Source organism: Vibrio sp. R12-SG2-ISO1 (genome assembly GCF_059834045.1).
Map to the genome: position 1 here is coordinate 667,741 of NZ_JCBDGO010000001.1, position 23,773 is coordinate 691,513.

General features: G+C 48.7%; 23 protein-coding genes. 5 read left to right on the top strand and 18 right to left on the bottom strand.

Features of this window, described 5'->3' with window-relative positions:
* Positions 1-74: 74 nt before the first annotated feature.
* On the bottom strand, positions 75-1,076 hold the full coding sequence (gene serB / locus AC6R10_RS03060; protein ID WP_500671404.1) for a phosphoserine phosphatase: 1,002 nt from the start codon (positions 1,074-1,076) through the stop codon (positions 75-77).
* A gap of 101 nt (positions 1,077-1,177) precedes the next feature.
* Between serB and AC6R10_RS03065 the strand changes: the two genes are divergently transcribed.
* Positions 1,178-1,783 (top strand): YtjB family periplasmic protein, encoded by a 606-nt coding sequence (locus AC6R10_RS03065; protein ID WP_500671405.1) that lies wholly within the window; start codon positions 1,178-1,180, stop codon positions 1,781-1,783.
* Between the two features lie 90 nt (positions 1,784-1,873).
* Here AC6R10_RS03065 and deoD read toward each other — a convergent pair whose 3' ends face one another.
* The 10 genes from deoD to AC6R10_RS03115 all read right to left on the bottom strand — a co-directional run bounded on the left by deoD (position 1,874) and on the right by AC6R10_RS03115 (position 11,628).
* The gene (deoD, locus tag AC6R10_RS03070; RefSeq protein WP_334551387.1) at positions 1,874-2,593 is read right to left on the bottom strand and encodes a purine-nucleoside phosphorylase; all 720 of its coding nucleotides are present in this window, start codon (positions 2,591-2,593) and stop codon (positions 1,874-1,876) included.
* A gap of 98 nt (positions 2,594-2,691) precedes the next feature.
* The gene (locus tag AC6R10_RS03075; protein WP_500671406.1) at positions 2,692-3,912 is read right to left on the bottom strand and encodes a phosphopentomutase; all 1,221 of its coding nucleotides are present in this window, start codon (positions 3,910-3,912) and stop codon (positions 2,692-2,694) included.
* A 66-nt stretch (positions 3,913-3,978) separates the two neighbouring features.
* Positions 3,979-5,307 (bottom strand): thymidine phosphorylase, encoded by a 1,329-nt coding sequence (gene deoA / locus AC6R10_RS03080; RefSeq protein ID WP_500671407.1) that lies wholly within the window; start codon positions 5,305-5,307, stop codon positions 3,979-3,981.
* An 87-nt stretch (positions 5,308-5,394) separates the two neighbouring features.
* Positions 5,395-6,171 carry a deoxyribose-phosphate aldolase gene (deoC, locus tag AC6R10_RS03085; protein ID WP_500626996.1) on the bottom strand — a complete coding sequence of 259 codons (777 nt, stop codon included), beginning with the start codon at positions 6,169-6,171 and terminating at the stop codon, positions 5,395-5,397.
* Between the two features lie 262 nt (positions 6,172-6,433).
* Positions 6,434-6,604 (bottom strand): XapX domain-containing protein, encoded by a 171-nt coding sequence (locus tag AC6R10_RS03090; protein ID WP_334551391.1) that lies wholly within the window; start codon positions 6,602-6,604, stop codon positions 6,434-6,436.
* 265 nt (positions 6,605-6,869) lie between these two features.
* Positions 6,870-8,132 (bottom strand): NupC/NupG family nucleoside CNT transporter, encoded by a 1,263-nt coding sequence (locus AC6R10_RS03095; protein ID WP_334551393.1) that lies wholly within the window; start codon positions 8,130-8,132, stop codon positions 6,870-6,872.
* Between the two features lie 205 nt (positions 8,133-8,337).
* Complete coding sequence (locus AC6R10_RS03100; protein WP_500671408.1) at positions 8,338-9,111, bottom strand: TatD family hydrolase; 774 nt, start codon at positions 9,109-9,111, stop codon at positions 8,338-8,340.
* A complete protein-coding gene (locus tag AC6R10_RS03105) occupies positions 9,111-9,278 on the bottom strand; it encodes a DUF5363 family protein (RefSeq protein WP_500671409.1) in 168 nt (55 codons plus the stop codon). The genes AC6R10_RS03100 and AC6R10_RS03105 overlap by 1 nt, the downstream gene beginning before the upstream one ends.
* A gap of 49 nt (positions 9,279-9,327) precedes the next feature.
* Complete coding sequence (gene yaaA / locus AC6R10_RS03110; RefSeq protein ID WP_500671410.1) at positions 9,328-10,101, bottom strand: peroxide stress protein YaaA; 774 nt, start codon at positions 10,099-10,101, stop codon at positions 9,328-9,330.
* 93 nt (positions 10,102-10,194) lie between these two features.
* Positions 10,195-11,628, bottom strand: coding sequence for an alanine/glycine:cation symporter family protein (locus AC6R10_RS03115; RefSeq protein WP_334568325.1), 1,434 nt, complete (start codon positions 11,626-11,628; stop codon positions 10,195-10,197).
* A gap of 707 nt (positions 11,629-12,335) precedes the next feature.
* Here AC6R10_RS03115 and AC6R10_RS03120 point away from each other — a divergent pair.
* Complete coding sequence (locus AC6R10_RS03120; protein ID WP_334551401.1) at positions 12,336-12,518, top strand: DUF3545 family protein; 183 nt, start codon at positions 12,336-12,338, stop codon at positions 12,516-12,518.
* 64 nt (positions 12,519-12,582) lie between these two features.
* Here AC6R10_RS03120 and AC6R10_RS03125 read toward each other — a convergent pair whose 3' ends face one another.
* From AC6R10_RS03125 to nfo, 3 genes are all read right to left on the bottom strand, one after another.
* Positions 12,583-13,134, bottom strand: coding sequence for a hemerythrin domain-containing protein (locus tag AC6R10_RS03125; RefSeq protein ID WP_500671411.1), 552 nt, complete (start codon positions 13,132-13,134; stop codon positions 12,583-12,585).
* A gap of 107 nt (positions 13,135-13,241) precedes the next feature.
* Positions 13,242-13,928: a uracil-DNA glycosylase gene (gene ung, locus AC6R10_RS03130; RefSeq protein WP_500629204.1), complete on the bottom strand. Its 687-nt coding sequence runs from the start codon at positions 13,926-13,928 to the stop codon at positions 13,242-13,244.
* Positions 13,929-14,184: 256 nt separating this feature from the next.
* Positions 14,185-15,078 carry a deoxyribonuclease IV gene (gene nfo / locus AC6R10_RS03135; RefSeq protein ID WP_500671412.1) on the bottom strand — a complete coding sequence of 298 codons (894 nt, stop codon included), beginning with the start codon at positions 15,076-15,078 and terminating at the stop codon, positions 14,185-14,187.
* Positions 15,079-15,402: 324 nt separating this feature from the next.
* Here nfo and grcA point away from each other — a divergent pair, with 324 nt between their 5' ends.
* Positions 15,403-15,780, top strand: coding sequence for an autonomous glycyl radical cofactor GrcA (gene grcA / locus AC6R10_RS03140; RefSeq protein WP_334551405.1), 378 nt, complete (start codon positions 15,403-15,405; stop codon positions 15,778-15,780).
* Between the two features lie 108 nt (positions 15,781-15,888).
* Here the strand turns inward: grcA and AC6R10_RS03145 are convergent, their stop codons facing one another.
* The 4 genes from AC6R10_RS03145 to AC6R10_RS03160 all read right to left on the bottom strand — a co-directional run bounded on the left by AC6R10_RS03145 (position 15,889) and on the right by AC6R10_RS03160 (position 21,562).
* Positions 15,889-16,668: a TSUP family transporter gene (locus AC6R10_RS03145; RefSeq protein WP_500671413.1), complete on the bottom strand. Its 780-nt coding sequence runs from the start codon at positions 16,666-16,668 to the stop codon at positions 15,889-15,891.
* Between the two features lie 183 nt (positions 16,669-16,851).
* A complete protein-coding gene (gene aceA / locus AC6R10_RS03150) occupies positions 16,852-18,165 on the bottom strand; it encodes an isocitrate lyase (protein WP_487901723.1) in 1,314 nt (437 codons plus the stop codon).
* 187 nt (positions 18,166-18,352) lie between these two features.
* Positions 18,353-20,017: a malate synthase A gene (gene aceB, locus AC6R10_RS03155; RefSeq protein ID WP_500671414.1), complete on the bottom strand. Its 1,665-nt coding sequence runs from the start codon at positions 20,015-20,017 to the stop codon at positions 18,353-18,355.
* Between the two features lie 639 nt (positions 20,018-20,656).
* A complete protein-coding gene (locus AC6R10_RS03160) occupies positions 20,657-21,562 on the bottom strand; it encodes a hydrogen peroxide-inducible genes activator (RefSeq protein WP_334551412.1) in 906 nt (301 codons plus the stop codon).
* 200 nt (positions 21,563-21,762) lie between these two features.
* Between AC6R10_RS03160 and AC6R10_RS03165 the strand changes: the two genes are divergently transcribed.
* Both AC6R10_RS03165 and dapD read left to right on the top strand, forming a co-directional pair.
* Complete coding sequence (locus tag AC6R10_RS03165) at positions 21,763-22,374, top strand: peroxiredoxin C (protein ID WP_334551413.1); 612 nt, start codon at positions 21,763-21,765, stop codon at positions 22,372-22,374.
* 333 nt (positions 22,375-22,707) lie between these two features.
* A complete protein-coding gene (dapD, locus tag AC6R10_RS03170) occupies positions 22,708-23,739 on the top strand; it encodes a 2,3,4,5-tetrahydropyridine-2,6-dicarboxylate N-succinyltransferase (RefSeq protein WP_334551414.1) in 1,032 nt (343 codons plus the stop codon).
* The last annotated feature ends 34 nt before the right edge of the window (positions 23,740-23,773 follow it).

The window sequence follows — 23,773 nt, forward strand, 5'->3', positions numbered from 1 at the left end:
AGAGTGAGACGCACTGGCGACTCACTCTTTTTTAAAGGTCGGGCTTAGGCTTGAAGAGCGCCCGAGGCAAGCCGTCAAAAACTGACGCGCTTTTGCTTCACCAGTAGCGCAGAAAGAATACAGATCACACCACCAAGGCCAACATAACGCACCGCGCACTGGGCTTGCTGCTCCACTTTGGGTTTGGCGTGATAAGCAATACCGAGCCCCGCCCGCTCCATCATCACAAGATCGTTCGCGCCATCACCAATGGCTATGGTGTTGTGTGGTTCGATATCATACTGCTCGGCTAGCCTATCCACGATGTCCGCTTTGGTTTGTGCGCCGACGATGTCGCCAAGGACATTGCCGGTCAACTTGCCCTGAACAATCTCCAATTGGTTTGACTGAGCATGATCAAGCGCTAGCGTCTCTTTCAAATAGTCCGAGAAGTAGGTAAAGCCACCAGAGGCAATGGCGGTTTTCCAACCAAACGCTTTGAAGGTCGCCACCAGCTCGGGTAAATCAGGCATCAGTGGCAACTCAGCGCGTACCGCGCCTAAAATGGACTCGTCGGCCCCTTTTAACTTGCCGACACGCTGACGAAGGCTCTGTTCAAAATCCAGTTCTCCTTGCATCGCGCGCTCGGTCACCTCGGCGACCTCTTCGCCCACTCCGGCTAGTTTGGCGATTTCATCAATGCATTCAATTTGAATCGCGGTGGAGTCCATATCCATCACCACCAATCCGGGTTTGCTCAGCTCTGGAATGTCGTTCAGGCGAGCGTAATCCAGCTCAATCGCTCGAAGAATTTCTTCATGCTCAGTGGTGAGCTCGCCGGCCATTAAAGCAACTTCGTATTGACCGACTTTCCACACTTCGACAATCGCATTGTACTGCCCGGTGTAAAAATCGATATCTTCAAAGAGATTGGCGCTTAAGTAGTGACCGAAAACAATCCAATTGGCTTTATTGATATCAAAGCGGCTGGTGTGTCGGGTTTCTGGTATACGATTGCACAGTGGAATGTGCTTACGAATTGAAAGCGGTTTGCTGACCGAGAGAGCAGCGTGTATATCGGTGTTGAACGTGTCCATGTATCACTTCCCTAGAATTTCTCTCCACACGTTAACCTATTGCAATTTATCTGTGCAAGTATCAATATGCCGATTGGTGGAATTAAACTCGCGGGGCTTTCATGGACACCTCACTCTTCTCATTTCGGATGGCCATTCGCGCCGTCGCGATCTTAGCCTTGATTGCGATGGTGGTGACGATTGGTGTCAACAGTGTCAAAATTACTCAGGGTAATGAGGAAATCCAAGCCAACCAGCTTGAGACATTGACCAAGATCTTGATCTCGCAAGCCTCACTCTCTTCCAGCGATATGATTTTAAACGACGACCAAGAGCGGCTGTTGGCACTGGCTAACCAATTGGCCAACGACCGTTTGGTGTATGATGCGACCATTTATGATGCCGAAGGCATTCGTCTTGCGGCCAGCGATCAAGCCAAATCGGTGCGGGAAACATTGGGGCTGGACACCCCACTGCAAACCGCCAGCATTGGCAAACAGCAACTGGTCGAGCCTATCTACAACGACGGCGTGGTGATTGGCTTTGTGCGCATCACGTTCGAAACAGGGCGCTTAACCGCGTTTTCCGATCACTACTACCGAAAAAGTGACCGCTACATGGTCACCATGGTGGCGATGAGCTTTATTGCCGGTCTCCTGCTTGCGATCATCATCCGCAGGAAGCCAAAAGTGAAACAAGAGAATTTACTGCTCAAAGAGATGAGTTAGCCCTCCTCCCCCACGCGCTAAGCCACAAGTGAGCATTCAAAAAAAGAGCCCCGCAATTGCGGGGCTCTTTGTACAACAAAGCAAGAATACTTACAGAGTATCGCCAATCAGTACAGAATCGAGCGCGACCACCATCATGTCATTGAAGGTCGTTTGACGCTCATCGGATGTGGTTTGCTCGCCAGTTTTGATGTGGTCAGAAACGGTACAGATGGTCAGTGCTTTCGCGCCGTACTCGGCACACACACCGTAGATGCCTGCCGCTTCCATTTCCACACCCACGATGCCGTACTTATCCATCACATCAAACATCTCTGGATCTGGCGTGTAGAACAACTCAGCCGAGAACAGGTTACCGACTTTAACGTCAATACCCCGTGCCTTTGCGGCTTCTTCTGCCGCGCGCACCATTTTGTAATCTGCAATCGCTGCGAAGTCATGACCTTTGAAGCGGATGCGGTTAACTTTCGAATCCGTACAGGCTCCCATGCCGATCACGACGTCACGCACTTTGATATCGGTGCTCACCGCGCCACAGCTACCCACACGAATGATCTTTTTCACACCGAAGTCTTTGATAAGCTCAGTGGCGTAAATGGAGCAAGAAGGAATGCCCATGCCGTGTCCCATTACTGAAACTTTGCGGCCTTTATACGTGCCCGTGTAACCGAACATATTACGCACATCACACACTTGAACGACATCATCGAGGAAGGTTTCCGCGATGTATTTTGCACGTAGTGGGTCACCTGGCATCAATACGACGTCAGCAAATGCCCCCATTTCTGCGTTAATATGTGGAGTTGCCATAATCCAATGTCCTTAGTTGAAACGAATGAAATGAAGCAGAGGTGAGCAGCTATCGCTTGCAACCTCTGCGTGAGAATCAGGGGAAAAAACCGCCTCTTTTAGAGGAAGTTCTTACCGTAATCCATTGGCGAAGTGCCAAAATAGCTCGCAAGCGTTTGGCCGATATCGGCAAATGACTCGCGGCGACCCAATGACCCAGCCGGCACTTTTTGCCCGTAGACAATCACAGGAATGTGCTCACGGGTATGATCGGTTCCTGGCCAAGTGGGATCACAGCCGTGGTCCGCCGTCAAAATCAGCACATCGTCTTCCTGCATCAGCGCCATCACTTCGTTGATGCGACCATCAAAGTATTCCAATGCCCCCGCATAACCTGCAACATCACGGCGGTGGCCGTAAGCAGAATCAAAGTCAACGAAGTTGGTGAACACAATGGTGTTGTCCTGTGCGGCTTTGATTTGCTCAAGAGTCGCTTCAAACAAAGCGGGAATGCCGGTAGCTTTCACTTTTTTGGTGATGCCACAGTTAGCGTAGATGTCGGCAATCTTACCAATCGAGACCACTTCACCTTGCTTCTCTTCAACCAGTTTTTGCAACACGGTCGCAGATGGCGGCTCAACAGAGAGATCGCGACGATTACCCGTACGCTCAAATTGACCTTTACCCGAGCCAATAAATGGACGCGCAATAACGCGACCAATGTTGTAATCTTCAAGCTCTTCACGAGCGATTTGGCACAGCTCAAGCAATCTATCAAGACCAAACGTCTCTTCATGACAGGCGATTTGGAATACCGAATCAGCCGACGTATAGAAGATAGGTTTGCCGGTTTTCATGTGCTCTTCACCAAGATCATCGAGCACTTGCGTGCCTGATGCATGGCAGTTACCAAGAAATCCATCTAAACCCGCACGCTCAAGAATGCGATCCGTCAGCGCTGACGGGAAGCTGTTCGATTTGTCGCTAAAGTAGCCCCAATCAAACAGAACGGGCACACCTGCGATCTCCCAGTGACCCGATGGGGTATCTTTACCGGAAGAGAGCTCTGCCGCATGACCGTAGGCACCAATAATCTCTGCGTTAGCATCAAGCCCCGGTGCAAAGCGCCCGGTTGATTCTTTATGCGCCATCGCCAAACCAAGCTTAGACAGGTTCGGCAAGCGCAACGCACCTTGGCGTTGCTCGTTGTCCGCTAGGCCTTGCTCACACTGATCCGCAATATGACCCAGTGTGTCCGAGCCCACATCGCCAAACTTATCCGCATCCGCCGTCGCGCCGATACCGAATGAGTCTAGGACTAAAATAAATGCTCTTTTCATTGCGTATTCCTTTCGCCCACTCAGCCACTGTGTGCCTGAATGGGCCTAATGTAATGATGTCGTCGATTAAATGTCTTCTGCGCGAATCTGACGGTAAACCTCTGGGGTTGGGGTGTATTCACCACCAATTTTGATTGCACTGCGCAGCGCCTGCGCGGCCTCTTCCCACTGAGCCTCATTGCGTGCATGAATCACGGCAAGAGGTTGTTCGCTGCTAGCGATCTCACCTAGGCGAATGAATTGATCAAAGCCCACGGCGTAATCAATATTGTCGCTGGCCACGCGGCGTCCGCCGCCCATAGCAACCACCGCCATTCCAATCGCGCGCGTATCCATCGCCGAAACGACACCGGACTCTTGCGCGTAAACCGGTTTAATGATGTCCGCTTTTTCTAGGTATTGCTCATAGTTCTCAACAAAATCCGCTGGGCCACCTAGGCCTGCCACCATTTTGCCAAAACACTCTGCCGCTTTACCGTTATCGAGTACCTTCATTAATTTAGCGCGCGCGTCTTGTGTGTCGTCGGCTAATTTGCCGAGCACCAGCATTTCTGCACAAGAGGCCAGCGTCACTTCTAGAAGGCGTGGATTGCGATATTCACCCGTTAGGAAGCGCACCGCTTCGCGCACTTCCACGGCGTTGCCAGCAGACGAGGCGAGGACCTGGTTCATGTCCGTCAAAATGGCGGTGGTTTTGGTGCCCGCACCATTGGCCACCGCGACAATAGACTTAGCCAACTCTTCTGAGGCTTCATACGTTGGCATAAAGGCGCCCGAGCCCACTTTCACGTCCATCACCAAAGACTCAAGGCCCGCTGCGAGTTTCTTAGACAGGATGGACGCTGTGATCAAGGAGATGTTATCGACCGTCGCAGTGATGTCACGCGTCGCGTAAACGCGTTTATCAGCCGGCGCTAGATCGCCGGTCTGACCGATGATCGCCACCCCTGCCTCTTTGGTCACTTGACCAAACACCTCATTGCTTGGCGTGATGTTGTAGCCGGGAATCGATTCCAGTTTGTCCAGTGTGCCACCGGTATGACCGAGGCCGCGCCCCGAGATCATAGGAACAAAACCGCCACAGGCAGCGACCATTGGCCCTAACATCAGCGAGGTCACATCACCCACACCACCGGTGGAATGCTTATCGACAATCGGGCCATCAAAGTTCATGTGGCTCCAGTCGATCACCATGCCAGAGTCACGCATCGCACAAGTCAGTGCAATGCGCTCGGGCATGGTCATTTCATTGAAGAAAACCGCCATCGCAAACGCCGCTATCTGACCTTCAGATACGCTGTCGTTTGCAACGCCTTGGATAAAAAAGTTAATTTCGTCTGCGGTGAGCACTTCACCGTCACGTTTTTTACGAATAATTTCTTGTGGTAAGTACATTAGAGCCTCCCACGCATTGAATGCGGTGGTAATAAGGTAAAGAGGTAAGGTGGCGCAACAACGCGCCACCGAACAAACCGGCGTCGCTTAGTAAGCGCTTGGATCCGCCGTTTCGTCTGTTACTTCTAATGTATTGAGTAGGTTTGTCAGCAGGCTAGACGCACCAAAGCGGTAGTGACGCGCATCGACCCAGTTGTCGCCTAGGATCTCATCGGCCATCGCTAGGTACGCGGCAGCATCTTCTGCGGTACGTACGCCGCCTGCAGGTTTGAAGCCAACGGTCTCAGCCACACCCATATCGCGGATAACTTCGAGCATCATGCGAGCGTATTCAGGTGTTGCGTTCACCGGCACTTTGCCTGTTGAGGTTTTAATAAAATCAGCGCCTGCTTTGATGCAGATTTCTGACGCTTTCTTGATTAGCGCTTCTTCTTTCAGCTCACCGGTTTCGATGATCACTTTTAGCAAGATATCGCCACACGCTGCTTTACATTGCTTAACCAATTCGAAGCCCACTTCCTCATTGCCCGCCATTAGTGCGCGGTATGGGAACACCACATCGACCTCATCAGCACCATAAGCCACAGCAGCTTTGGTTTCCGCTACCGCAATCTCGATATCGTCATTGCCGTGTGGGAAGTTCGTTACCGTTGCGATACGAACGTCAGGTGTGCCTTGCTCACGAAGGGTCTTCTTAGCAATAGGAATAAAGCGAGGGTAAATACAGATGGCAGCTGTGTTACCTACCGCTGATTTTGCATCATGACACAGTGAAATAACTTTCGCGTCAGTGTCATCGTCATTCAGCGTAGTTAGGTCCATAAGTTTTAGTGCACGTAGTGCAGCTGCTTTTAAATCGCTCATTTCTATCTCCGATCAATATTCAAAAATTTCACCGCCTTAATCCCTATGATTAAGGTGTAATCATTAATGAACGGACTTGGTTCCTTGAAGACTTGCTACATACAGCGAACATGTACCAATTGCTATCCTTGTCACCGCACAGTACCAATTTGGTCTATGGCACAACAATCTGCGATTGCGGTGTCTAACGTGTATAGGCGCTTTGTGACGCCTCAGGCAAGCGATGTTGCCGCGCTAATCATACTCCTTGTATTAATTAGCGTTAACTAAAAAACCGCTCAATGATCCATTGAAAGGTTACACCACCAAGATAAACGCCCACAATTCCCATCACTCCCGGTAATACTGGAGGTGCTGGAATGGGCAGCTTGATGGCGGAAAACAGGATTCCGACAACAAAGCCCGCTAAGGTCGCGAGAATCACATCATTCATCAGTTTAGGCCTATTTTCTTTACACCTATACAGTATAGATATTTATCGCAAAACTGTAGTCGCACACAGAGCGCAAACGGTTTGTATCTCAAAAAAGATCCGGCTTAACGATTGCTGAGTTTTATCCACTGCACAAACGTTATGAATCTTGTTGTCTGGAAATACTCCAGACCTTTAAACAACGAAAAAACCCCGTAGTACATAGCAAGCTATGCAACTACGGGGTCTTATAAAACGGCGTCTATATAATCTATCGCTTCTTAAATTAGAAAGATAGGAAGAAGCCAGCGATGGTTGCTGCCATCAAGTTAGACAGAGTACCTGCTGCGACCGCTTTCACACCCATACGAGCGATGTCATGACGACGGTTTGGCGCTAGACCACCTAGACCACCTAGTAGAATCGCAATTGAAGAAAGGTTTGCGAAACCACATAGCGCGAACGAGATGATAGCGGCTGTCTTAGTCGACATCACTTCACCGGTTGCTGGTACAACTTGAGCTGCATCACCAACGTAAGGAACGAAGTTTAGGTAAGCAACGAATTCGTTCACCACCAGTTTCTGACCGATGAATGAACCCGCTAGCGTCGCTTCTTCCCAAGGCACACCAATTAGGAATGCAAGTGGTGAGAAGATGTAACCTAGAAGAATTTCTAGTGTCAGTTCAGGCATACCGAACCAACCGCCAACGCCACCTAGGATGCCGTTGATAAGAGCAATAAGGCCGATGAACGCAAGTAGCATTGCACCAACGTTAAGCGCAAGCTGTAGACCGACAGACGCACCGCCAGCTGCTGCATCGATAACGTTAGCAGGCTTGTCGTCACCACCGTCGATGTCCGCGCCTAGATCGTCATTTGGCGTGTCAGTTTCAGGTTTGATGATTTTAGCGAACAGTAGACCACCTGGTGCTGCCATGAATGATGCGGCAACAAGGTACTCTAGAGGTACACCCATTGAAGCGTAACCAGCAAGTACACCACCTGCTACAGACGCTAGACCACCACACATCACTGCAAATAGCTCAGACTGAGTCATTTTAGGTACAAACGGACGAACCACAAGTGGAGCCTCAGTTTGACCTACGAAAATGTTCGCTGCTGCAGACATAGACTCGGCACGTGATGTACCCAGTGCTTTTTGTAGACCGCCACCAAGAATCTTGATAACCCACTGCATCACACCGATGTAGTAAAGTACAGAAATTAGCGCAGAGAAGAAGATTAGCGTTGGTAGTACTTGGAAAGCAAAGATGAAACCGATACCGTCAACTGAGAAGTTAACTAGGCTGCCGAATAGGAAACCAGTACCGTCTTTACCGTAGTCGATCACGTTTTGTACACCAGCTGAGAAACCAGCTAGAAGATCACGACCCCATGGTACGTACAGAACGAAACCACCGATGATGAATTGGATAGCAAAAGCGCCACCCACAGTTCTTAGATTGATAGCTTTGCGGTTATCAGACAGTAGAAGCGCGATAGCGATCAAAACTGCCATACCGACTAGGCTCATAAACAGGCTCATAGTTTATGACTTCCTTATTAAGTTATTTGTTGGCGTGTTACAAAATGGAGCTCAAAAGCACGGGCAATTATACTCATCCGTCCACCGATAAAGTAATGCCGCGTTCACAGTTTCTGATAAGATTCACCACTCGTTCACTCGTAAGTGTGACAAAAATCACAACTAAAGTTCATAGGAATCATAAAAAGCACATTTTATTTAGAATTCATTCACAAATAGACAGTGCCAAAAAGCTGTTTTTCCAAACGTTTTCCGCAACCGTTTGCTCACAACTCTGCTTCAGTTGCGCCAATGTCGTTAACACTTGGGGTAAACGCTTAGGATGATTGGCTTGGCCTTGATACCCTGACAACGGCATGTCTGGCGCGTCGGTTTCCAAAACAAGATGGTCGATGGGCACCTGCGTCACCGCTTGACGCGTCTTATTCGCTCTTGGGTAGGTAATCACTCCGCCCACACCGATGTAGAAACCGAGCTCAACAAATTGCATCGCTTGTTGATAGCTGCCGGAAAACCCATGCAAAATCCCACCGTAGTGAAAACGGTGCTGCTTAAGCAGTTGCAACAAGCGGTGATAGGTTTTTCGCCCGTGAAGAATCAAGGGCCGCCGCAGGTTCTTGGCCACGCTGATCTGCGCCTCAAACACCGCTTCTTGTCGCAGAGCGTCGACATCGATCATGGCGTCTAAGCCGCACTCTCCGACTGCGATACACACCGAGCCTGCCGACTCACATTGAGCTTCTAGACGACTGACCTCAATCAATGAGTCGGTGTGAACAAAATAGGGATGGCACCCCAAACTGACGTACAAGCTCGTGTGCTGGTGAGATAGCGCAATAAGATCGCTCCAATTGCTTTCGCCAATCGCAGGAACAAGAAAACGCTCGACTCCTTGCTCACTGGCTTCTTGCAATGTTGCCCCTAATTGAGCCTTAAAGGGGGCAAAATCGAGATGACAGTGAGTATCAAAAAGGCGCATTACTGCTGCGCCTTTGAAGTGGGTGATGAGAACGAAGTGGCAGCGTCGCTCTGCCTTGCATCATCAGAGCGGTACGGCACGCAACTGCGCTTTTGCCCAGGAGTAAGGCCCATAGAGTGGCACCAAGCGTCGTAGCGCTCAAGCCAATGTTTTAATCTCTTCCACATGTGCATGACTCCCCTGCCCGATGCTAGCAACGATGACCACTCGCCTGCACTACTGCTCTTCACGTTTGAAGACTAACTCAGTCGCGCTCGACTCATCCTCAGCAAAGGTGTAACCCGCCGTGTTGAACTGAGTCAAATCTGCGACACTCTCGATACGGTTTTCGATAATAAAACGCGCCATCATGCCGCGCGCTTTTTTGGCATAAAAGCTGATCACTTTATATTGGCCGTTTTTGCAGTCTTTAAACACCGGCGTAATCACCTGTGCATCCAAGTTCTTTTGCTTAACCGCCTTAAAATACTCATTGGAGGCCAAGTTGATCAAGACGTTGTCCCCTTGCTCGGTGATCGCTTGATTGAGCTTGTCGGTAATCACATTCCCCCAGAACTGATACAAGTTGCTGCCTTTCTCATTGGCAAGCTTAGTGCCCATTTCAAGGCGGTACGGTTGCATCAGGTCAAGCGGCTTAAGCAGACCATAAAGGCCAGACAACATACGTAAATGGCGCTGAGCGTACTCAAAATCCGCCTCTGTGAGTGTCTGGGCATCAAGACCTGTATAGACATCGCCTTTGAACGCCAAAATCGCTTGGCGGGCATTGTCGAGTGTGAATGTCTCGCTCCACTCTTGGAAGCGGCCAACGTTCAGATCGGCGATTTTGTCACTGACCTTCATCAAACTCGCCACATCGGCTGGCGTCAATTTACGGCACACCTCAATCAACTGCTTGGAGTAGTCAATTAACTCAGGCTGTGTGTAGGTCTCGGTCACCAAGGGTGATTCGTAATCTAAGGTTTTCGCTGGAGAAACGACGATTAACATGACTTTACTCTTATTGATTGTTTGCCTTAGGGTACAAAAAAAGCCGTGCAATGTCTGCACGGCTTTATGAATCATTTCAATAGTATTCAGCTATCAATTCTTTTCTTTTTGATCCCAAATGCCATCTTCAAGCTGAGATTTCAGCTCTGGGAAATCATTGGCATCAAAGGTCGGAACTTTGCCTTCATCAAGCTGACGGTTGTAGTCTTTTGCTAGCTTAACCACGGTGCCAGAGAGCAAGATAATCGCGACTAGGTTCACCAGTGCCATCAAGCCCATTGATGCATCGGCCATATCCCAAACCACTGGCAGCGCCGCCACAGAACCAAACATCACCATACCCAAAACCACGATACGGAACAGGCCAAGGCCCGCCTTGTGATTGTGCTCTAGGAAGATCAGGTTAGTTTCTGCGTATGAGTAGTTTGCAATGATCGAGGTAAACGCGAAGAAGAAGATCGCTACCGCTACAAAGATGCCACCCCAATCACCCACTTGTGAGCTTAGCGCGCGCTGAGTCAGCTCGATACCTGTCACCGCCGTTTCAGTCCCTAGGTACTCACCCGACATCAAGATGATCGCTACCGTTGCTGAACAGATCACAATGGTGTCCATGAATACGCCCAACATTTGCACGTAACCTTGTGACGCTGGGTGTGGTGGGTAAGGCGTTGCAGAAGCTGCTGCATTAGGCGCAGAACCCATACCCGCTTCGTTTGAGAACAGGCCACGCTTGATGCCGTTGATCATCGCTTGAGCAATCGCATAACCTAGGCCACCAGCCGCCGCTTCTTGCAGACCAAATGCGCTCTTAATAATCAGTGAAAGCACGCCTGGCAACTTCTCAAGGTTGGTCAGCATGATAAACATCGCCAATAGCAAGTAAGCCAGCGCCATAACCGGTACGATAAGCTCAGCCACTTTTGCAATACGCTTAATACCACCAAAGATAACCACAGCAGACAGCAATACCACTGCAATGCCAACGACTTTGGTATCCCAACCAAACGCGGTATTCATCGCGCTAGCAATCGAGTTTGCTTGTACGGCATTGAAGACCAAACCAAAGGCAATAATAAGGAAGATGGAGAACATCACGCCCATCCAGCGCATGCCCAAGCCTTTTTCCATGTAATAAGCAGGACCACCACGGTAGTTACCGTCATCGTCTTTCGTTTTGTATAGCTGTGCCAACGTGCTCTCTGCAAATGACGTTGCCATACCTAGCATGGCAATCAACCACATCCAGAAAATAGCGCCAGGGCCGCCAACGGTCAGTGCAACGGCCACACCCGCCATGTTACCCGTGCCGACACGCGCCGCCAAACTGGTACAAAGGGCTTGGAAAGAGGAGATACCCGCTTGGTCGGCTTTACGGCTGTTTTTCAGCACTGAGAACATGTGGCCAAAGTGGCGGAACTGGATAAAGCCCAGTCTTACGGTGAAGTAAACGCCGACACCAACCAGTAGATAAACGAGAATAGACCCCCACAGCAGGTCATTCATCAAATTAATTAAGTCTGTCATAGGATCCTCATAGTGAGTGTTCGCTGGCTAGGCATCCGAGCCTACGTTGGGTTGCGCTGTTGAGTGTCAAAGTGTAGCTCAAACTAAATATTATCATTGTCTGCAACCTCAGCGTGTCACGTCCCAAAGGCACGTCCTTTACATCTCAGCGGAAATTTTGACGGCGCGATAATGCAACCTGAGCAAACAAAAATCAATACGCAACAGTGAGACTAAGCTTGTTATTTTTCACTGTAAAATCACCAATAATTAACACAAACAAGCACAAGAACCACACAACAACAAAACAACTCAATAAAAAATTAACAACGCACAGAGTCTTGCCAATGACGACCTATCAACGCCGCCAAAGCAACAGACAACCCCTTACTCCGCATAGCTTGCGACGCTATCGATGCACTGAGCATCAAGATAAAAAATGAAGTACGGTTTAATACCGCTCTTGTATGACAAGAGACACTCACAACCCTAATCACCTCCACAAGCCTTTAACATCCACTTTTTTCGCATTTAATCGTTTGCGTGAACTCGTTTGAACAAATTTCAACCACCTCAAGCACGATTTTTTGTGATTCAGTGACGAAAAGTCAGAAAAAACTTCATCGAAACGTAACAAATGAGAAACGAATCATGGTTAGTCTCCACGTTGAGTGGTATTAAGAATTTACCCCGTTTAGGACGGTCATAACGATAAAATGAGGTAGCTTATGGAAGGCTTAAATTTTGATGACTTTATGGACTATGAGGTGCCGCGCGCACGAGCAGCGCGCTCTAAACCCGTTAAACGTAAGTGGCGAGAAATCGAAGCAATCAAAGATCGTCAACGGCTAAAGAAAGAGCTGATGGATATGGATATCGGTTTTGACGATGTGGAGAGCATCGAATACTAAGAATTAAGAAAGAGAGGCCTTGAGCCTCTCTTTCTGCTTTTCACGCGCTAGGAATAGCAAAAGCTCACGTACACTCGTGCTCAGTTTGATGAATGCGCTCTGCCAACTGTTGGTATTGCTCTGCAATCGTCTCACCAAACACTGGGTCGTCTTCGCACACACTCCACTGAGCTTCGACAGCCTGCCAATCCTCTACCGTAAAGACATCCATTAAGTATGGGAAGACCTGCTTTTCTTCCATTTCGAGGTGCTGTTTTTGCATGTTGAGGAACGACTCTAACTGGTCAATGAAAACCTGCTGCGGGATCACTGCATCTTGCAAGACCATATCCACCGTTTGCAAAAAATCATGGGTCTTTTCTGATAGCGCCTGATGATCGTGTTCAAGATCATCAATCTTATGGTGTTGACCATAATGCGAGTGGTAGTAGTGGTAAAGAATGTCTTCTTTCGGGTGATGGACCCGTTCAGAGTGGGTCGCCAGATAATCGACGATTTCACGAAGAACCGCGTAATTAACGGGACGCTCGTCTTTTAACTGGTTCAATTTATGGCGAAGTATGGCGAGCAAACGCACCATGTATCCATGCTCTCGCCTTATCCGTTCAATCATCATAGCGTTTCTCCTTAACACCGACACGTAAACAGTGTATTAGAGAAACGCAAAGCGTGTTTTGATGCTGTTCGAAAAAACAACATCTTTACCCTTATTTTTGTATGGCTTTAGACCTCAACAGTTTGAGGCAGCTGCCAATCAATCGGTGTTTTTCCTTGCGCGACAAGCCGTTCGTTGGTCGCCGAAAAGTGCCCACAGCCCAAAAAGCCACGATGCGCCGATAACGGTGAAGGGTGCGGTGCCGTCAATACATGGTGTTGGTTACGGTCAATAAAGCGGCCTTTCTTTTGCGCATGCGCGCCCCACAACAAGAAAACAACGCCTTGTTGATGGCGGTTGATGGCATCAATCACAGCATCCGTAAAGGTCTCCCACCCCGTTTTGGCGTGCGAATGCGCTTTACCTTGCTCCACTGTCAGAACCGTGTTGAGAAGCAGTACCCCTTGCTCTGCCCAACGTTGCAAATAACCGTGTTGAGGAATCTGAAAGCCATCGATGTCTTGCGCCAACTCTTTGTACATATTGGCGAGCGATGGAGGCGTCTTGATACCCGGCAGGACAGAAAAACACAGCCCGTGCGCCTGATTAGGCCCATGATAGGGATCTTGGCCCAAGATCACGACTTTCACATCGCCAAACTCGGTCGCTCGAAACGCGTTAAAGACATCTTTCGCTGGCGGGAAAATCGCTTTGCCCGCCGCACGCTCTGCGTCAACAAACGCGAGAGTGTCTTGAAAATAGGTCTGCTGCTTTTGCTCACCAATCACATCTTGCCACGTGAGTGAAGGGGTCATTGTCTGTTCCTTTTGTCCAATCAGTCAGCGGATTGTCGCAAAAGTTACAATAAGAGCAAAGCCCTCTGTTAGGCGAGCTAAACCCACTTAACGCTTAGGTTGCGGCGAACGATGATGTCCTTGACCATTCACATGACGGTTGGGCATAGGTAAACGTGCAAAACGGATCGCAGGTGTAACAACTGAATGAGGCATAATAGGCACCCTCTTGTGAGTAACATCACTATTTACTATGAAAGATTGGTGCCAATTTTAGTTACGCTGAGACATTTACCGGTGATTTTTGATCGATGCGGCGCAAACGAGCAATTTCATCAGGCCATAATTCGGGTTTAATTGTTTCTAATATCAAAGGGATAGCATCAAAACGTGCATCATTGGCGATATAGTCAAAACATGGCCAGCCAATCTCCCCCTCGCCCAGCGCATGGTGGCGATCCACTTTGCTGCCCAAGGCCGACTTTGAATCATTGATGTGCATCGCCCGTAAATAGTGCATGCCAACCACTTGATCAAACTCGGAAAACGTCGCGTCACATGCCTCAACACTGCGAAGATCATAGCCAGCGGCAAATGTGTGGCAAGTATCGAGGCAAACGCCCACCCGAGTTTTATCGTCCACCTGTTCAATGATCTGCGTCAAATGCTCAAAGCGCCAACCAAGGTTCGTGCCTTGGCCAGCTGTATTTTCGATCACTGCGACAACATCTGGCACCGCTTGATGGGCGAGGTTGATCGACTCGGCGATCCTCGCTAAACACGCTTGCTCAGAAAGCTTCTTTAAATGACTCCCAGGATGAAAATTCAACAAGCTCAGTCCTAACTGCTGACATCTCCACATTTCATCAATAAATGCCACTCTAGATTTTTCGAGCTTTTCCTCTTCAGGCGCACCAAGATTAATCAGGTAGGAGTCATGCGGTAAGATTTGCTCATGCGTAAAGCCGTACTTGTTGCAGTTGGCTTTAAAACGCGCGATGGTCTCTGCGTCGAGCGGCTTCGCCGCCCACTGGCGTTGATTTTTGGTGAACAAAGCAAAGGCGTTGGCGCCAATATCATGAGCGCGAATCGGTGCCATATCGACACCACCCGCGGCGGAAACATGCGCGCCGACCCATTTTCTATCACTGTTCGATGATGAGATTGTCATTTAATCACTTTACACTTTCAGTTCGGGGATGGAATTACAACAACTTATCGTCTGCGTCTCAATCAATACATGCAAAATGTAGTAAATTTACAACATCTATGACATTCAAAAATAGTTAATATTATAAAATATTTTTTAAAACACTATTTTTAAAGGTTTTATTGATTTATCGCAAAGAATTAACCTTAAAGTAATTAATGTTTTTAGTTGTTTTTTGACCTAAATCAATACTATCATAAGGGACATTCGCTATATAATACGTAGCTCAACGAAATTCGAAAGTTAACACCAACTCACCACCCAAGAGTGGACTAGGAGACAGTAATGATTCAAGGCATTCAGATTACTAAAGCAGCAAACGACGCACTACTTAACTCAATCTGGCTACTAGACAGCGAGAAAAATGAAGCACGCTGCGTAGCGGCAAACACTGGCTACGAAGCAGACCAAGTCGTAGCGATTAACGAATTGGGTGAGTACGAAAGCCGTGAAGTAGCCATTGAAACGGCACCAAAGATCGAAGGTGGTCAGCACCTAAACGTCAACGTTCTTAAGCGTGAAACCCTTGAAGACGCCGTTGCTCACCCTGAGAAGTACCCTCAGCTAACGATTCGTGTTTCTGGTTACGCAGTGCGTTTCAACTCACTGACGCCTGAACAGCAGCGCGACGTTATTGCTCGTACATTTACCGAGTCTTTGTAAGCTCGACACCATCATAAAAAAACGGCGCATCTCGCGCCGTTTTTTATTCTCTAATCGACTGTTTTTTTTTTCTAATCTATTCACAGTGCTTTGATTGAATTCTGCACTCTAAAACCAAGCCAAAAAGGTACTCTGATGCTGTTCCCAGAGTAACTTCAGCGCCATCAACATCGACATAATAATGACCAGCGGGCGAATCCACTTCTGACCTTGCGCGATCACCACTTTCGCCCCCAATCTAGCGCCGAGAAAACCGCCGACCGCCATCACTAGCCCTAGCTCCCAAATCGGTAAACCTGCCAGAACGAATAGTAACAGCGCGGCGATGTTTGACGTAAAGTTCAGTACTTTGGTTCTTGCCGTCGCATCCACTAAGGAGTAGTGGCCTAACGCGACAAAGCAAACCGTAAAAATCGAACCTGTCCCCGGCCCAAAAAAACCGTCGTAGAACCCCACGCCCCCACCGACCGAGAGTGCAAACATCGCTTCAGAGAGTCGAGGCTCACCCGATTGCGCCTTAGTCTTTGGCATCAAAAGAAAATAGAGCGAGATCGCCACCAGTAGCAGCGGAATCAAACTGGTTAAGACGCCAGCATCAATGTATTGCACGACCTGGGCGCCAAGTGCAGCGCCGACAAAGGTGCAGAGAATCGCAAGGCGCATCGCTTTCAAATTAACAATGCCGCGCCGAACAAAATACCAAGTTGCGGAGAAGCTCCCAAATGAGCTTTGTAACTTGTTGGTCGCCAACGCCTGTGCTGGTGTGATGCCAACGGCCAACAAAGCCGGAAGCGTAATAAGCCCGCCTCCCCCTGCCATCGCATCAATAAAGCCAGCGAATGCCGCGACAAAAAACAGCAGGGTGAGAATATCTAAGGTGAGTTCCATGACGATCAGTTGATAAGGGGTAAGATGCGCAGAGTACCACTGGTGACTTGATGATGGGAAACAAAAAAAGAGCGACCGATGGCCGCTCAAAAGCATGTCAATACAAATGCCTAAACAGTTGAGTCATGGGGATAACAGCCTGCATTTTGTTATCCCACATAAGACTCATAAGGGTGGGGACTACTAGAATTGATCTTCTTCGGTTGAACCGGTTAATGCAGTCACTGATGATTGACCACCTTGGATGGTGTTGGTCATCTTATCAAAGTACCCAGTGCCCACTTCTTGTTGGTGCGCAACGAAGGTATAGCCTTTTTCTGCCGCTTGGAACTCAGGACGCTGCACTTTCTCCACGTAGTGGCGCATACCTTCGCCTTTCGCATAGTCGTGCGCCAGTTCGAACATGTTGAACCACATGTTGTGGATACCCGCTAGAGTGATGAACTGGTACTTATAGCCCATATCCGACAGTTCTTGTTGGAACTTGGCGATGGTCTCTGCATCCAAGTTTTTCTCCCAGTTGAATGATGGCGAGCAGTTGTACGCCAACAGTTGATCTGGGTACTCGGCATGAATCGCTTCAGCAAACTTACGCGCTTCTTCAAGACACGGCGTGGCGGTTTCACACCAGATGAGATCCGCATACGGAGCGTAAGCAAGACCACGCGCAATCGCTTGGTCGATGCCTGCGCGTACTCGGTAGAAGCCTTCTTGAGTACGTTCTCCAACAATGAAGTCCGCATCGTATGGGTCACAGTCAGAGGTCAACAAATCGGCGGCGTTCGCATCGGTACGTGCAATCACTAAGGTAGTCGTGCCCGAAACGTCGGCGGCCAGGCGCGCTGCCACTAATTTCTGCACCGCTTCTTGAGTCGGTACTAATACTTTACCGCCCATATGGCCACATTTTTTCACTGACGCTAGCTGGTCTTCAAAGTGCACACCAGCGGCGCCCGCATCGATCATCGACTTCATCAACTCATACGCGTTGAGTACACCACCAAAACCAGCTTCTGCATCAGCAACGATAGGCAAGAAGTAATCAATGCCGCCTTCATCTTCTGGTGATTTACCGTTTGACCACTGGATCTGGTCAGCGCGGCGGAACGAGTTATTGATGCGTTTTACCACTGAAGGGACCGAATCTACCGGGTAGAGCGATTGGTCTGGGTACATGGTAGACGCGGTGTTGTTGTCCGCTGCCACCTGCCAACCTGAGAGATAAATCGCTTCAATCCCAGCTTTGGCTTGTTGTACTGCTTGACCACCGGTCAGTGCACCCAAACAGTTCACATAGCCTTTTTTGGCGCTGCCATTGACCAATGACCACAATTTATCCGCACCGCGCTGAGCGATGGTGTTAGCCGGCACCATAGAACCGCGCAGTTCGACCACTTCTTCAGCCGTGTATGGACGTTTCACATGCTTCCAGCGTGGATTGGTTGCCCAGTCTTTTTCTAGAGCTTCGATTTGTTGGCGACGAGTTAAGTTTGTCATTGGTCTATCCCTCTTGTTTTGAGTGCTTGCCGGTAGGGGCGGCGCACGATCCTTTTGTTTCTTTTGTTAGATGGTGTGGCGGTACAACCTTACCCGCCATCTGCATTCACGTTATTGTTATTAATAAAACGATAGTTACCTGTAAACGATGCTTATAGGTAAACGGTTGTTATGGGTAAATCCGTGGTTAATCTAAATAGTCATAGCCTGGGATGGTGAGGAAATTCCCCAACTCATCACTGGTGGTCATCTTAGCCATCAAGTCAGCCGCCTCGCTAAAGCGCCCCGCTTGATAACGCGCTTCGCCCACTTCCTGTTTTACCACCTCAATCTCTTGAGAGAGGTATTGTTCAAACAAGGCTTTGGTAACCACTTGACCGTTATCAAGAGTTTTGCCGTGCGCTATCCATTGCCAGATAGAGGCGCGAGAGATCTCAGCGGTCGCGGCATCTTCCATTAAGCCGTAGATGGGAACGCAGCCGTTGCCCGAAATCCACGCCTCGATGTATTGCAGCGCGACGCGAATATTGTGTCGCATCCCTTCTTCGGTGCGCTCGCCTTCACACGGGGCAAGTAGCTGCTCTGCCGTAATAGGCGCATCCTCTTCTCGCGTGACATCCAATTGATTTCGGCGCTCGCCAAGCACTTGGCTAAACACCGCCATTGCCGTATCCGCAAGACCTGGGTGAGCGACCCAAGTACCATCGTGACCATTGTTCGCCTCTAGCGATTTGTCGTTTTGAATTTTGTCTAGCACGCGCTGGTTTTGCTCAGGATCTTTGGCTGGAATAAAGGCCGCCATTCCCCCCATCGCAAAGGCACCGCGTTTGTGACAAGTGCGCACTAACAAGCGTGAGTAGGCGTTCAAAAACGGCTTGTCCATCGTGACCACTTGGCGGTCTGGCAAGACGCGATCTGGGTGCTTTTTCAATGTTTTGATGTAACTGAAGATGTAGTCCCAACGGCCACAGTTGAGGCCAACAATGTGCTCTTTGAGCTCAAAGAGGATCTCGTCCATTTCGAATACCGCAGGCAAGGTTTCAATCAAAACGGTTGCCTTAATGGTGCCCGTATCCAGACCAAAGTAATCTTCGGTGAAGTGGAACACCTCACTCCACCACTGCGCTTCTTTGTGGGATTGCAACTTGGGAATGTAGAAGTAAGGGCCGCTGCCTTTTTTAAGAAGCGCCTGGTAGTTGTTGTAGAAATAGAGCGCGAAATCAAACAGAGCGCCGGGGATAATTTGGCCGTTAAACGTCACGTGTTTCTCTTTTAAATGGAGACCACGTACACGACAAATCAACACCGCTGGATCCTCATTCAATTGGTAGTGCTTGCCATTGTCAGGGTTGGTGTAGCTGATCTCCCCTCTTACCGCGTCGCGCAAGTTAATTTGTCCGTCCAACACTTTATCCCAAGCAGGTGACATAGAGTCTTCGAAGTCGGCCATGAACACTTTAACGTTGGCATTCAAAGCGTTAATGACCATTTTTCTGTCCGTCGGGCCGGTGATTTCTACTCGGCGATCTTGCAGATCGTCTGGAATTCCTAAGATCTTCCAACTGCCTTCACGGATGTCTTGCGTCTCAGGCAAAAAGTCTGGGAGTTGCCCACCATCGATGGCCGCTTGGCGCACTTCACGTGCCGCCAGCAGCTCATCCACACGCGGCGCAAACTGCTCACACAACAGAGATAATAGGGTTTGGGCTTCAACAGGGAAAATTGCCTGATGTTGTGGCGAAAGGGAGCCAGTAACCTCAAGCATGCCTTCTTGGGCGCTCATTTTATTGCGACGAGCTTGACCATTTGGGTCCTGTGATAGGGTGTCTCTGTCTGGTGTGTTTGCAAGCATAGTGATGTCCCTTATTTTTGCTCTCTTGTATGATTCACGTTTCTTAGCGAATGTTCATTTGTAACTATTAAACAACACTTTCACATTCCGACTTGCTCAGTGTTGCTGCTGTTTTTATCCGCTTATTTTTTCTTGTCTGGCTCTACTTTCACTAACCTTCTCTGGATTTGCAATCTAGACATAAGTCTTACTAGGCCTGCATTTAAGCTATACCAAACCTGGGTAGAGTAAAAGACCTAAAGTAAACAAAACGTTAAATTCAAAGTTTTATTCCGATCGAGATAAAGACCCTATTTCTGCGCCAAACTCGTAACAAGTTACGTAATTTAATTACAGTAAAATTAGACATGTGAACGCGTTTCAAACGAACGTTTGATTTTTTATAGGAAGGGGTAACGCCTGTCTCAGATGGCTTTGAGCGGCCTAGAAGGACAAAGATTAAACAGCCTCTTTTGTTTGGGCTGTAAAATTGACAGTGTGAAATTTCACAATTTAATGAAAGCTTCATCAAAGTTTTGTTGTGAAATTTTACACGTCAAAGTTTACGAACAGAATAAAATGCTAACTTTACCCGAAAAAGCAGTGTGTATTTTAGCGAGAAATCGCAACAACAGAACGCAATAGCCTTACGACTATTTGCTAGAGCAGTTGTGAAACCACATCAGCTAGACGATGAAAAGTCGCCACACGTGACGAACTTGGACGCCAAACCAGCCCGATATGACGATGGGCTTGCTGCCCAGGGGCATCCACCACCACCAAGTTTTGGTTATCGATAAGACCGTGGTCGATGGCCATTTGTGGAATAAAAGTAGTACCGAGTCCATTCGCCACCATCTGCACTAACGTATGTAAACTGGTGGCAGAGAACGGATTGATCTTCTCTTTGTCGGTTAATTGACAGGCAGAGACAGCATGTTCGGTCAGGCAGTGCTCTCGTTCTAGTAAGAAGACCGATTCGTCCGGCAGATCAGCGTACTTAATCGGAGTGCGGATTGCGTCCGCTTGATGGCGGCTGATGATCATACGAAATGGATCGCTGCCCACAATTTTGCTTTCCATCTCACCAATGTCCACTGGCATGGCGAGAATCAGCACATCCAACTCTCCCTGACGCAGCGCGGCAAGCAAATTGGTCGTGGTATCTTCACGTAATAGAAGATGTAAATTGGGAAAGCGTGTGTTGACCTCTTGCACCAAGTCACAGAGCAGAAACGGCGCAATCGTCGGTATGCAGCCCACTTTTAACTGCCCATGCATCTCATCTTCTTGGCAAAGACGGCCAAGCTCGGCGAGATCTTGGCCACGAGCAAGCAATTCACGTGCATGCTTGACCACTTGCTCGCCAACATGGGTGAACACTAACGGGCTTTTTTTGTCTTTCTTTTCGTAGAGTGGGCAACCAATCAGATCTTCTAAGTTTTGAATGCCTTTACTTAGGGTTGATTGACTGACGAAGCATTTTTCAGCGGCATCGCTAAAATGACGGGTTTCATGCAGAGTCACCAAATAATGTAACTGCTTGAGGCTAGGCCACTTATTCATAGATTTATTGATAACTTCTAGCTAGGCATTGATCCAGTTAACCCTTTTGGCATTATCGCTTTTTTCGATTAACTTAATCTAATTAATTCATTTATTTCAATACTACAATTTGTACTACACTTTGTCTCGCAAAAACACGGACTAAGCAAAGGAGACCACTCCAATGCTTGGAACAAACCATACTTTTAGGAGCAATAAAAATGGTACTAGTAGGTCGTCAAGCCCCTGATTTTACTGCAGCAGCTGTTCTAGGTAACGGTGAAATCGTTGAAAACTTCAACTTTGCAGAGTTTACAAAAGGTAAGAAAGCGGTTGTTTTCTTCTACCCGCTAGACTTCACATTCGTTTGCCCATCTGAGCTGATCGCTTTTGATAACCGCTACGAAGATTTCAAAGCGAAAGGCGTTGAAGTGATTGGTGTTTCTATCGATTCTCAATTCTCTCACAACGCATGGCGTAACACTGCTATCGAAGATGGCGGTATCGGTCAGGTGAAATACCCACTGATTGCAGACGTGAAACACGAAATCTGTAAAGCGTACGACGTAGAGCACCCAGAAGCAGGTGTGGCTTTCCGTGGTTCGTTCCTAATCGATGAAGATGGTCTTGTTCGTCACCAAGTTGTGAACGATCTTCCTCTAGGTCGTAACATCGACGAAATGCTACGTATGGTAGACGCACTAAACTTCCACCAGACACACGGTGAAGTATGCCCAGCACAATGGGAAGAAGGTAAAGCAGGTATGGATGCATCACCAAAAGGTGTGGCAGCATTCCTATCTGAGCACTCTGCAGACCTAGGCAAAAAGTAATTTTGCCGTCGGCGTCCAAGCTCACTGGGCGCTATGGTTGGACGATATAAAGCGACAACGCATAATGCGCAATAAGCGCAACGCCAATCAGTTTAGTAAAGTCTCAAAGCAAGCCCACACTTCGGTGTGGGCTTTTTTCATTCAGGGTTAGCTTATATGGCTAAAGAGGCCATATATCTCTAAAGAGACTACATATCGCTAAAGAGACAAAAAATATCGACTTACGGACTTTATCGATCCTCGGTCTTTAAGTTCTGGGTCGCTCTCTTTATGATGAATTCAATTGATAGCGGCACTCCCGCTAATGCCTAATTTAGATAATGGAGATTCAACATGGCTTACTTCTCACTTGCGTTTGGTAGCGCGACTAAAAACCGTGACGGAAAAATCATCGAAGCGTTTTTTCCAAACCCAGTGCTCAACCCAGCGGATGCGCTGGTTGACGCAGTAGCGACCGTGGCAGGTTACGAGCAAGGTAATCAGGCCATCGAAATCTCTGCGGCGCAAAGTGCAGAGCTTGCCATTGCCTTTGCTGCTCACGGTGATGTGGCGAACGCCTCGTTTGCAGAGAAAGCGGCGCAGTCTGCTCAACCATTGGTCCTTGTAGTACTTGCGACAGATGACAAGCCAGCATCCGTGGCAGAAGGTTTCCTCAAGCTACAACTGATTTCTCATCGCCTGGTTAAGCCGCACGGCACGGTGCTTGATGGCATCTTTGGCCTACTGCACAACATCGCATGGACCAACGAAGGCCCAATCGATCTACCAGAGTTGGCTGAGCGTCAAATGGATGCGCGCCTAGCAGGTCGCACTTTGACGGTCGATTGTGTCGACAAGTTCCCGAAAATGGTGGATTACGTTGTGCCTGCGGGCGTTCGTATTGCAGACACCTCACGCGTTCGCCTTGGCGCACACGTCGGTGAAGGCACCACCGTGATGCACGAAGGCTTTATTAACTTCAACGCCGGTACCACAGGTGTGAGCATGGTAGAAGGCCGTATCTCTGCGGGTGTGGTTGTGGGTGACGGTTCAGACATCGGTGGCGGTGCGTCTATCATGGGTACCCTATCAGGCGGCGGTACTGTCGTGGTCTCGATTGGTGAGAACTCGCTACTTGGTGCGAACGCGGGTCTTGGTTTCCCACTGGGCGATCGTTGTACGGTTGAGTCAGGTCTTTACGTGACGGCGGGTTCTAAAGTGCGCATGCTTGATTCACAAGGTAACGAAGTCGAAGTGGTGAAAGCTCGTGACCTCGCAGGCGTTTCGGATCTTCTGTTCCGCCGCAACTCAGTGACCGGTCAAATCGAGTGCCTTGCCAACAAAACGGCGGTAGAGCTTAACTCAGAGCTGCACAGCAACAACTAATGATGCACTAGGTCATCAACGACAATGAAGGGTT

Coding starts and splice junctions, on each gene's coding strand:
- nfo (WP_500671412.1), bottom strand. CDS start 15,078: ATGACAATCTCATCATCGAACAGTGATAGAAAATGGGTCGGCGCGCAT.
- AC6R10_RS03115 (WP_334568325.1), bottom strand. CDS start 11,628: ATGACAGACTTAATTAATTTGATGAATGACCTGCTGTGGGGGTCTATT.
- serB (WP_500671404.1), bottom strand. CDS start 1,076: ATGGACACGTTCAACACCGATATACACGCTGCTCTCTCGGTCAGCAAA.
- AC6R10_RS03120 (WP_334551401.1), top strand. CDS start 12,336: ATGGAAGGCTTAAATTTTGATGACTTTATGGACTATGAGGTGCCGCGC.
- deoD (WP_334551387.1), bottom strand. CDS start 2,593: ATGGCAACTCCACATATTAACGCAGAAATGGGGGCATTTGCTGACGTC.
- AC6R10_RS03145 (WP_500671413.1), bottom strand. CDS start 16,668: ATGGAACTCACCTTAGATATTCTCACCCTGCTGTTTTTTGTCGCGGCA.
- grcA (WP_334551405.1), top strand. CDS start 15,403: ATGATTCAAGGCATTCAGATTACTAAAGCAGCAAACGACGCACTACTT.
- AC6R10_RS03125 (WP_500671411.1), bottom strand. CDS start 13,134: ATGATGATTGAACGGATAAGGCGAGAGCATGGATACATGGTGCGTTTG.
- ung (WP_500629204.1), bottom strand. CDS start 13,928: ATGACCCCTTCACTCACGTGGCAAGATGTGATTGGTGAGCAAAAGCAG.
- AC6R10_RS03165 (WP_334551413.1), top strand. CDS start 21,763: ATGGTACTAGTAGGTCGTCAAGCCCCTGATTTTACTGCAGCAGCTGTT.
- AC6R10_RS03075 (WP_500671406.1), bottom strand. CDS start 3,912: ATGAAAAGAGCATTTATTTTAGTCCTAGACTCATTCGGTATCGGCGCG.
- AC6R10_RS03095 (WP_334551393.1), bottom strand. CDS start 8,132: ATGAGCCTGTTTATGAGCCTAGTCGGTATGGCAGTTTTGATCGCTATC.
- AC6R10_RS03090 (WP_334551391.1), bottom strand. CDS start 6,604: ATGAATGATGTGATTCTCGCGACCTTAGCGGGCTTTGTTGTCGGAATC.
- AC6R10_RS03100 (WP_500671408.1), bottom strand. CDS start 9,111: ATGCGCCTTTTTGATACTCACTGTCATCTCGATTTTGCCCCCTTTAAG.
- AC6R10_RS03160 (WP_334551412.1), bottom strand. CDS start 21,562: ATGAATAAGTGGCCTAGCCTCAAGCAGTTACATTATTTGGTGACTCTG.
- deoA (WP_500671407.1), bottom strand. CDS start 5,307: ATGTACTTACCACAAGAAATTATTCGTAAAAAACGTGACGGTGAAGTG.
- yaaA (WP_500671410.1), bottom strand. CDS start 10,101: ATGTTAATCGTCGTTTCTCCAGCGAAAACCTTAGATTACGAATCACCC.
- AC6R10_RS03065 (WP_500671405.1), top strand. CDS start 1,178: ATGGACACCTCACTCTTCTCATTTCGGATGGCCATTCGCGCCGTCGCG.
- AC6R10_RS03105 (WP_500671409.1), bottom strand. CDS start 9,278: ATGTGGAAGAGATTAAAACATTGGCTTGAGCGCTACGACGCTTGGTGC.
- aceB (WP_500671414.1), bottom strand. CDS start 20,017: ATGCTTGCAAACACACCAGACAGAGACACCCTATCACAGGACCCAAAT.
- dapD (WP_334551414.1), top strand. CDS start 22,708: ATGGCTTACTTCTCACTTGCGTTTGGTAGCGCGACTAAAAACCGTGAC.
- aceA (WP_487901723.1), bottom strand. CDS start 18,165: ATGACAAACTTAACTCGTCGCCAACAAATCGAAGCTCTAGAAAAAGAC.
- deoC (WP_500626996.1), bottom strand. CDS start 6,171: ATGAGCGATTTAAAAGCAGCTGCACTACGTGCACTAAAACTTATGGAC.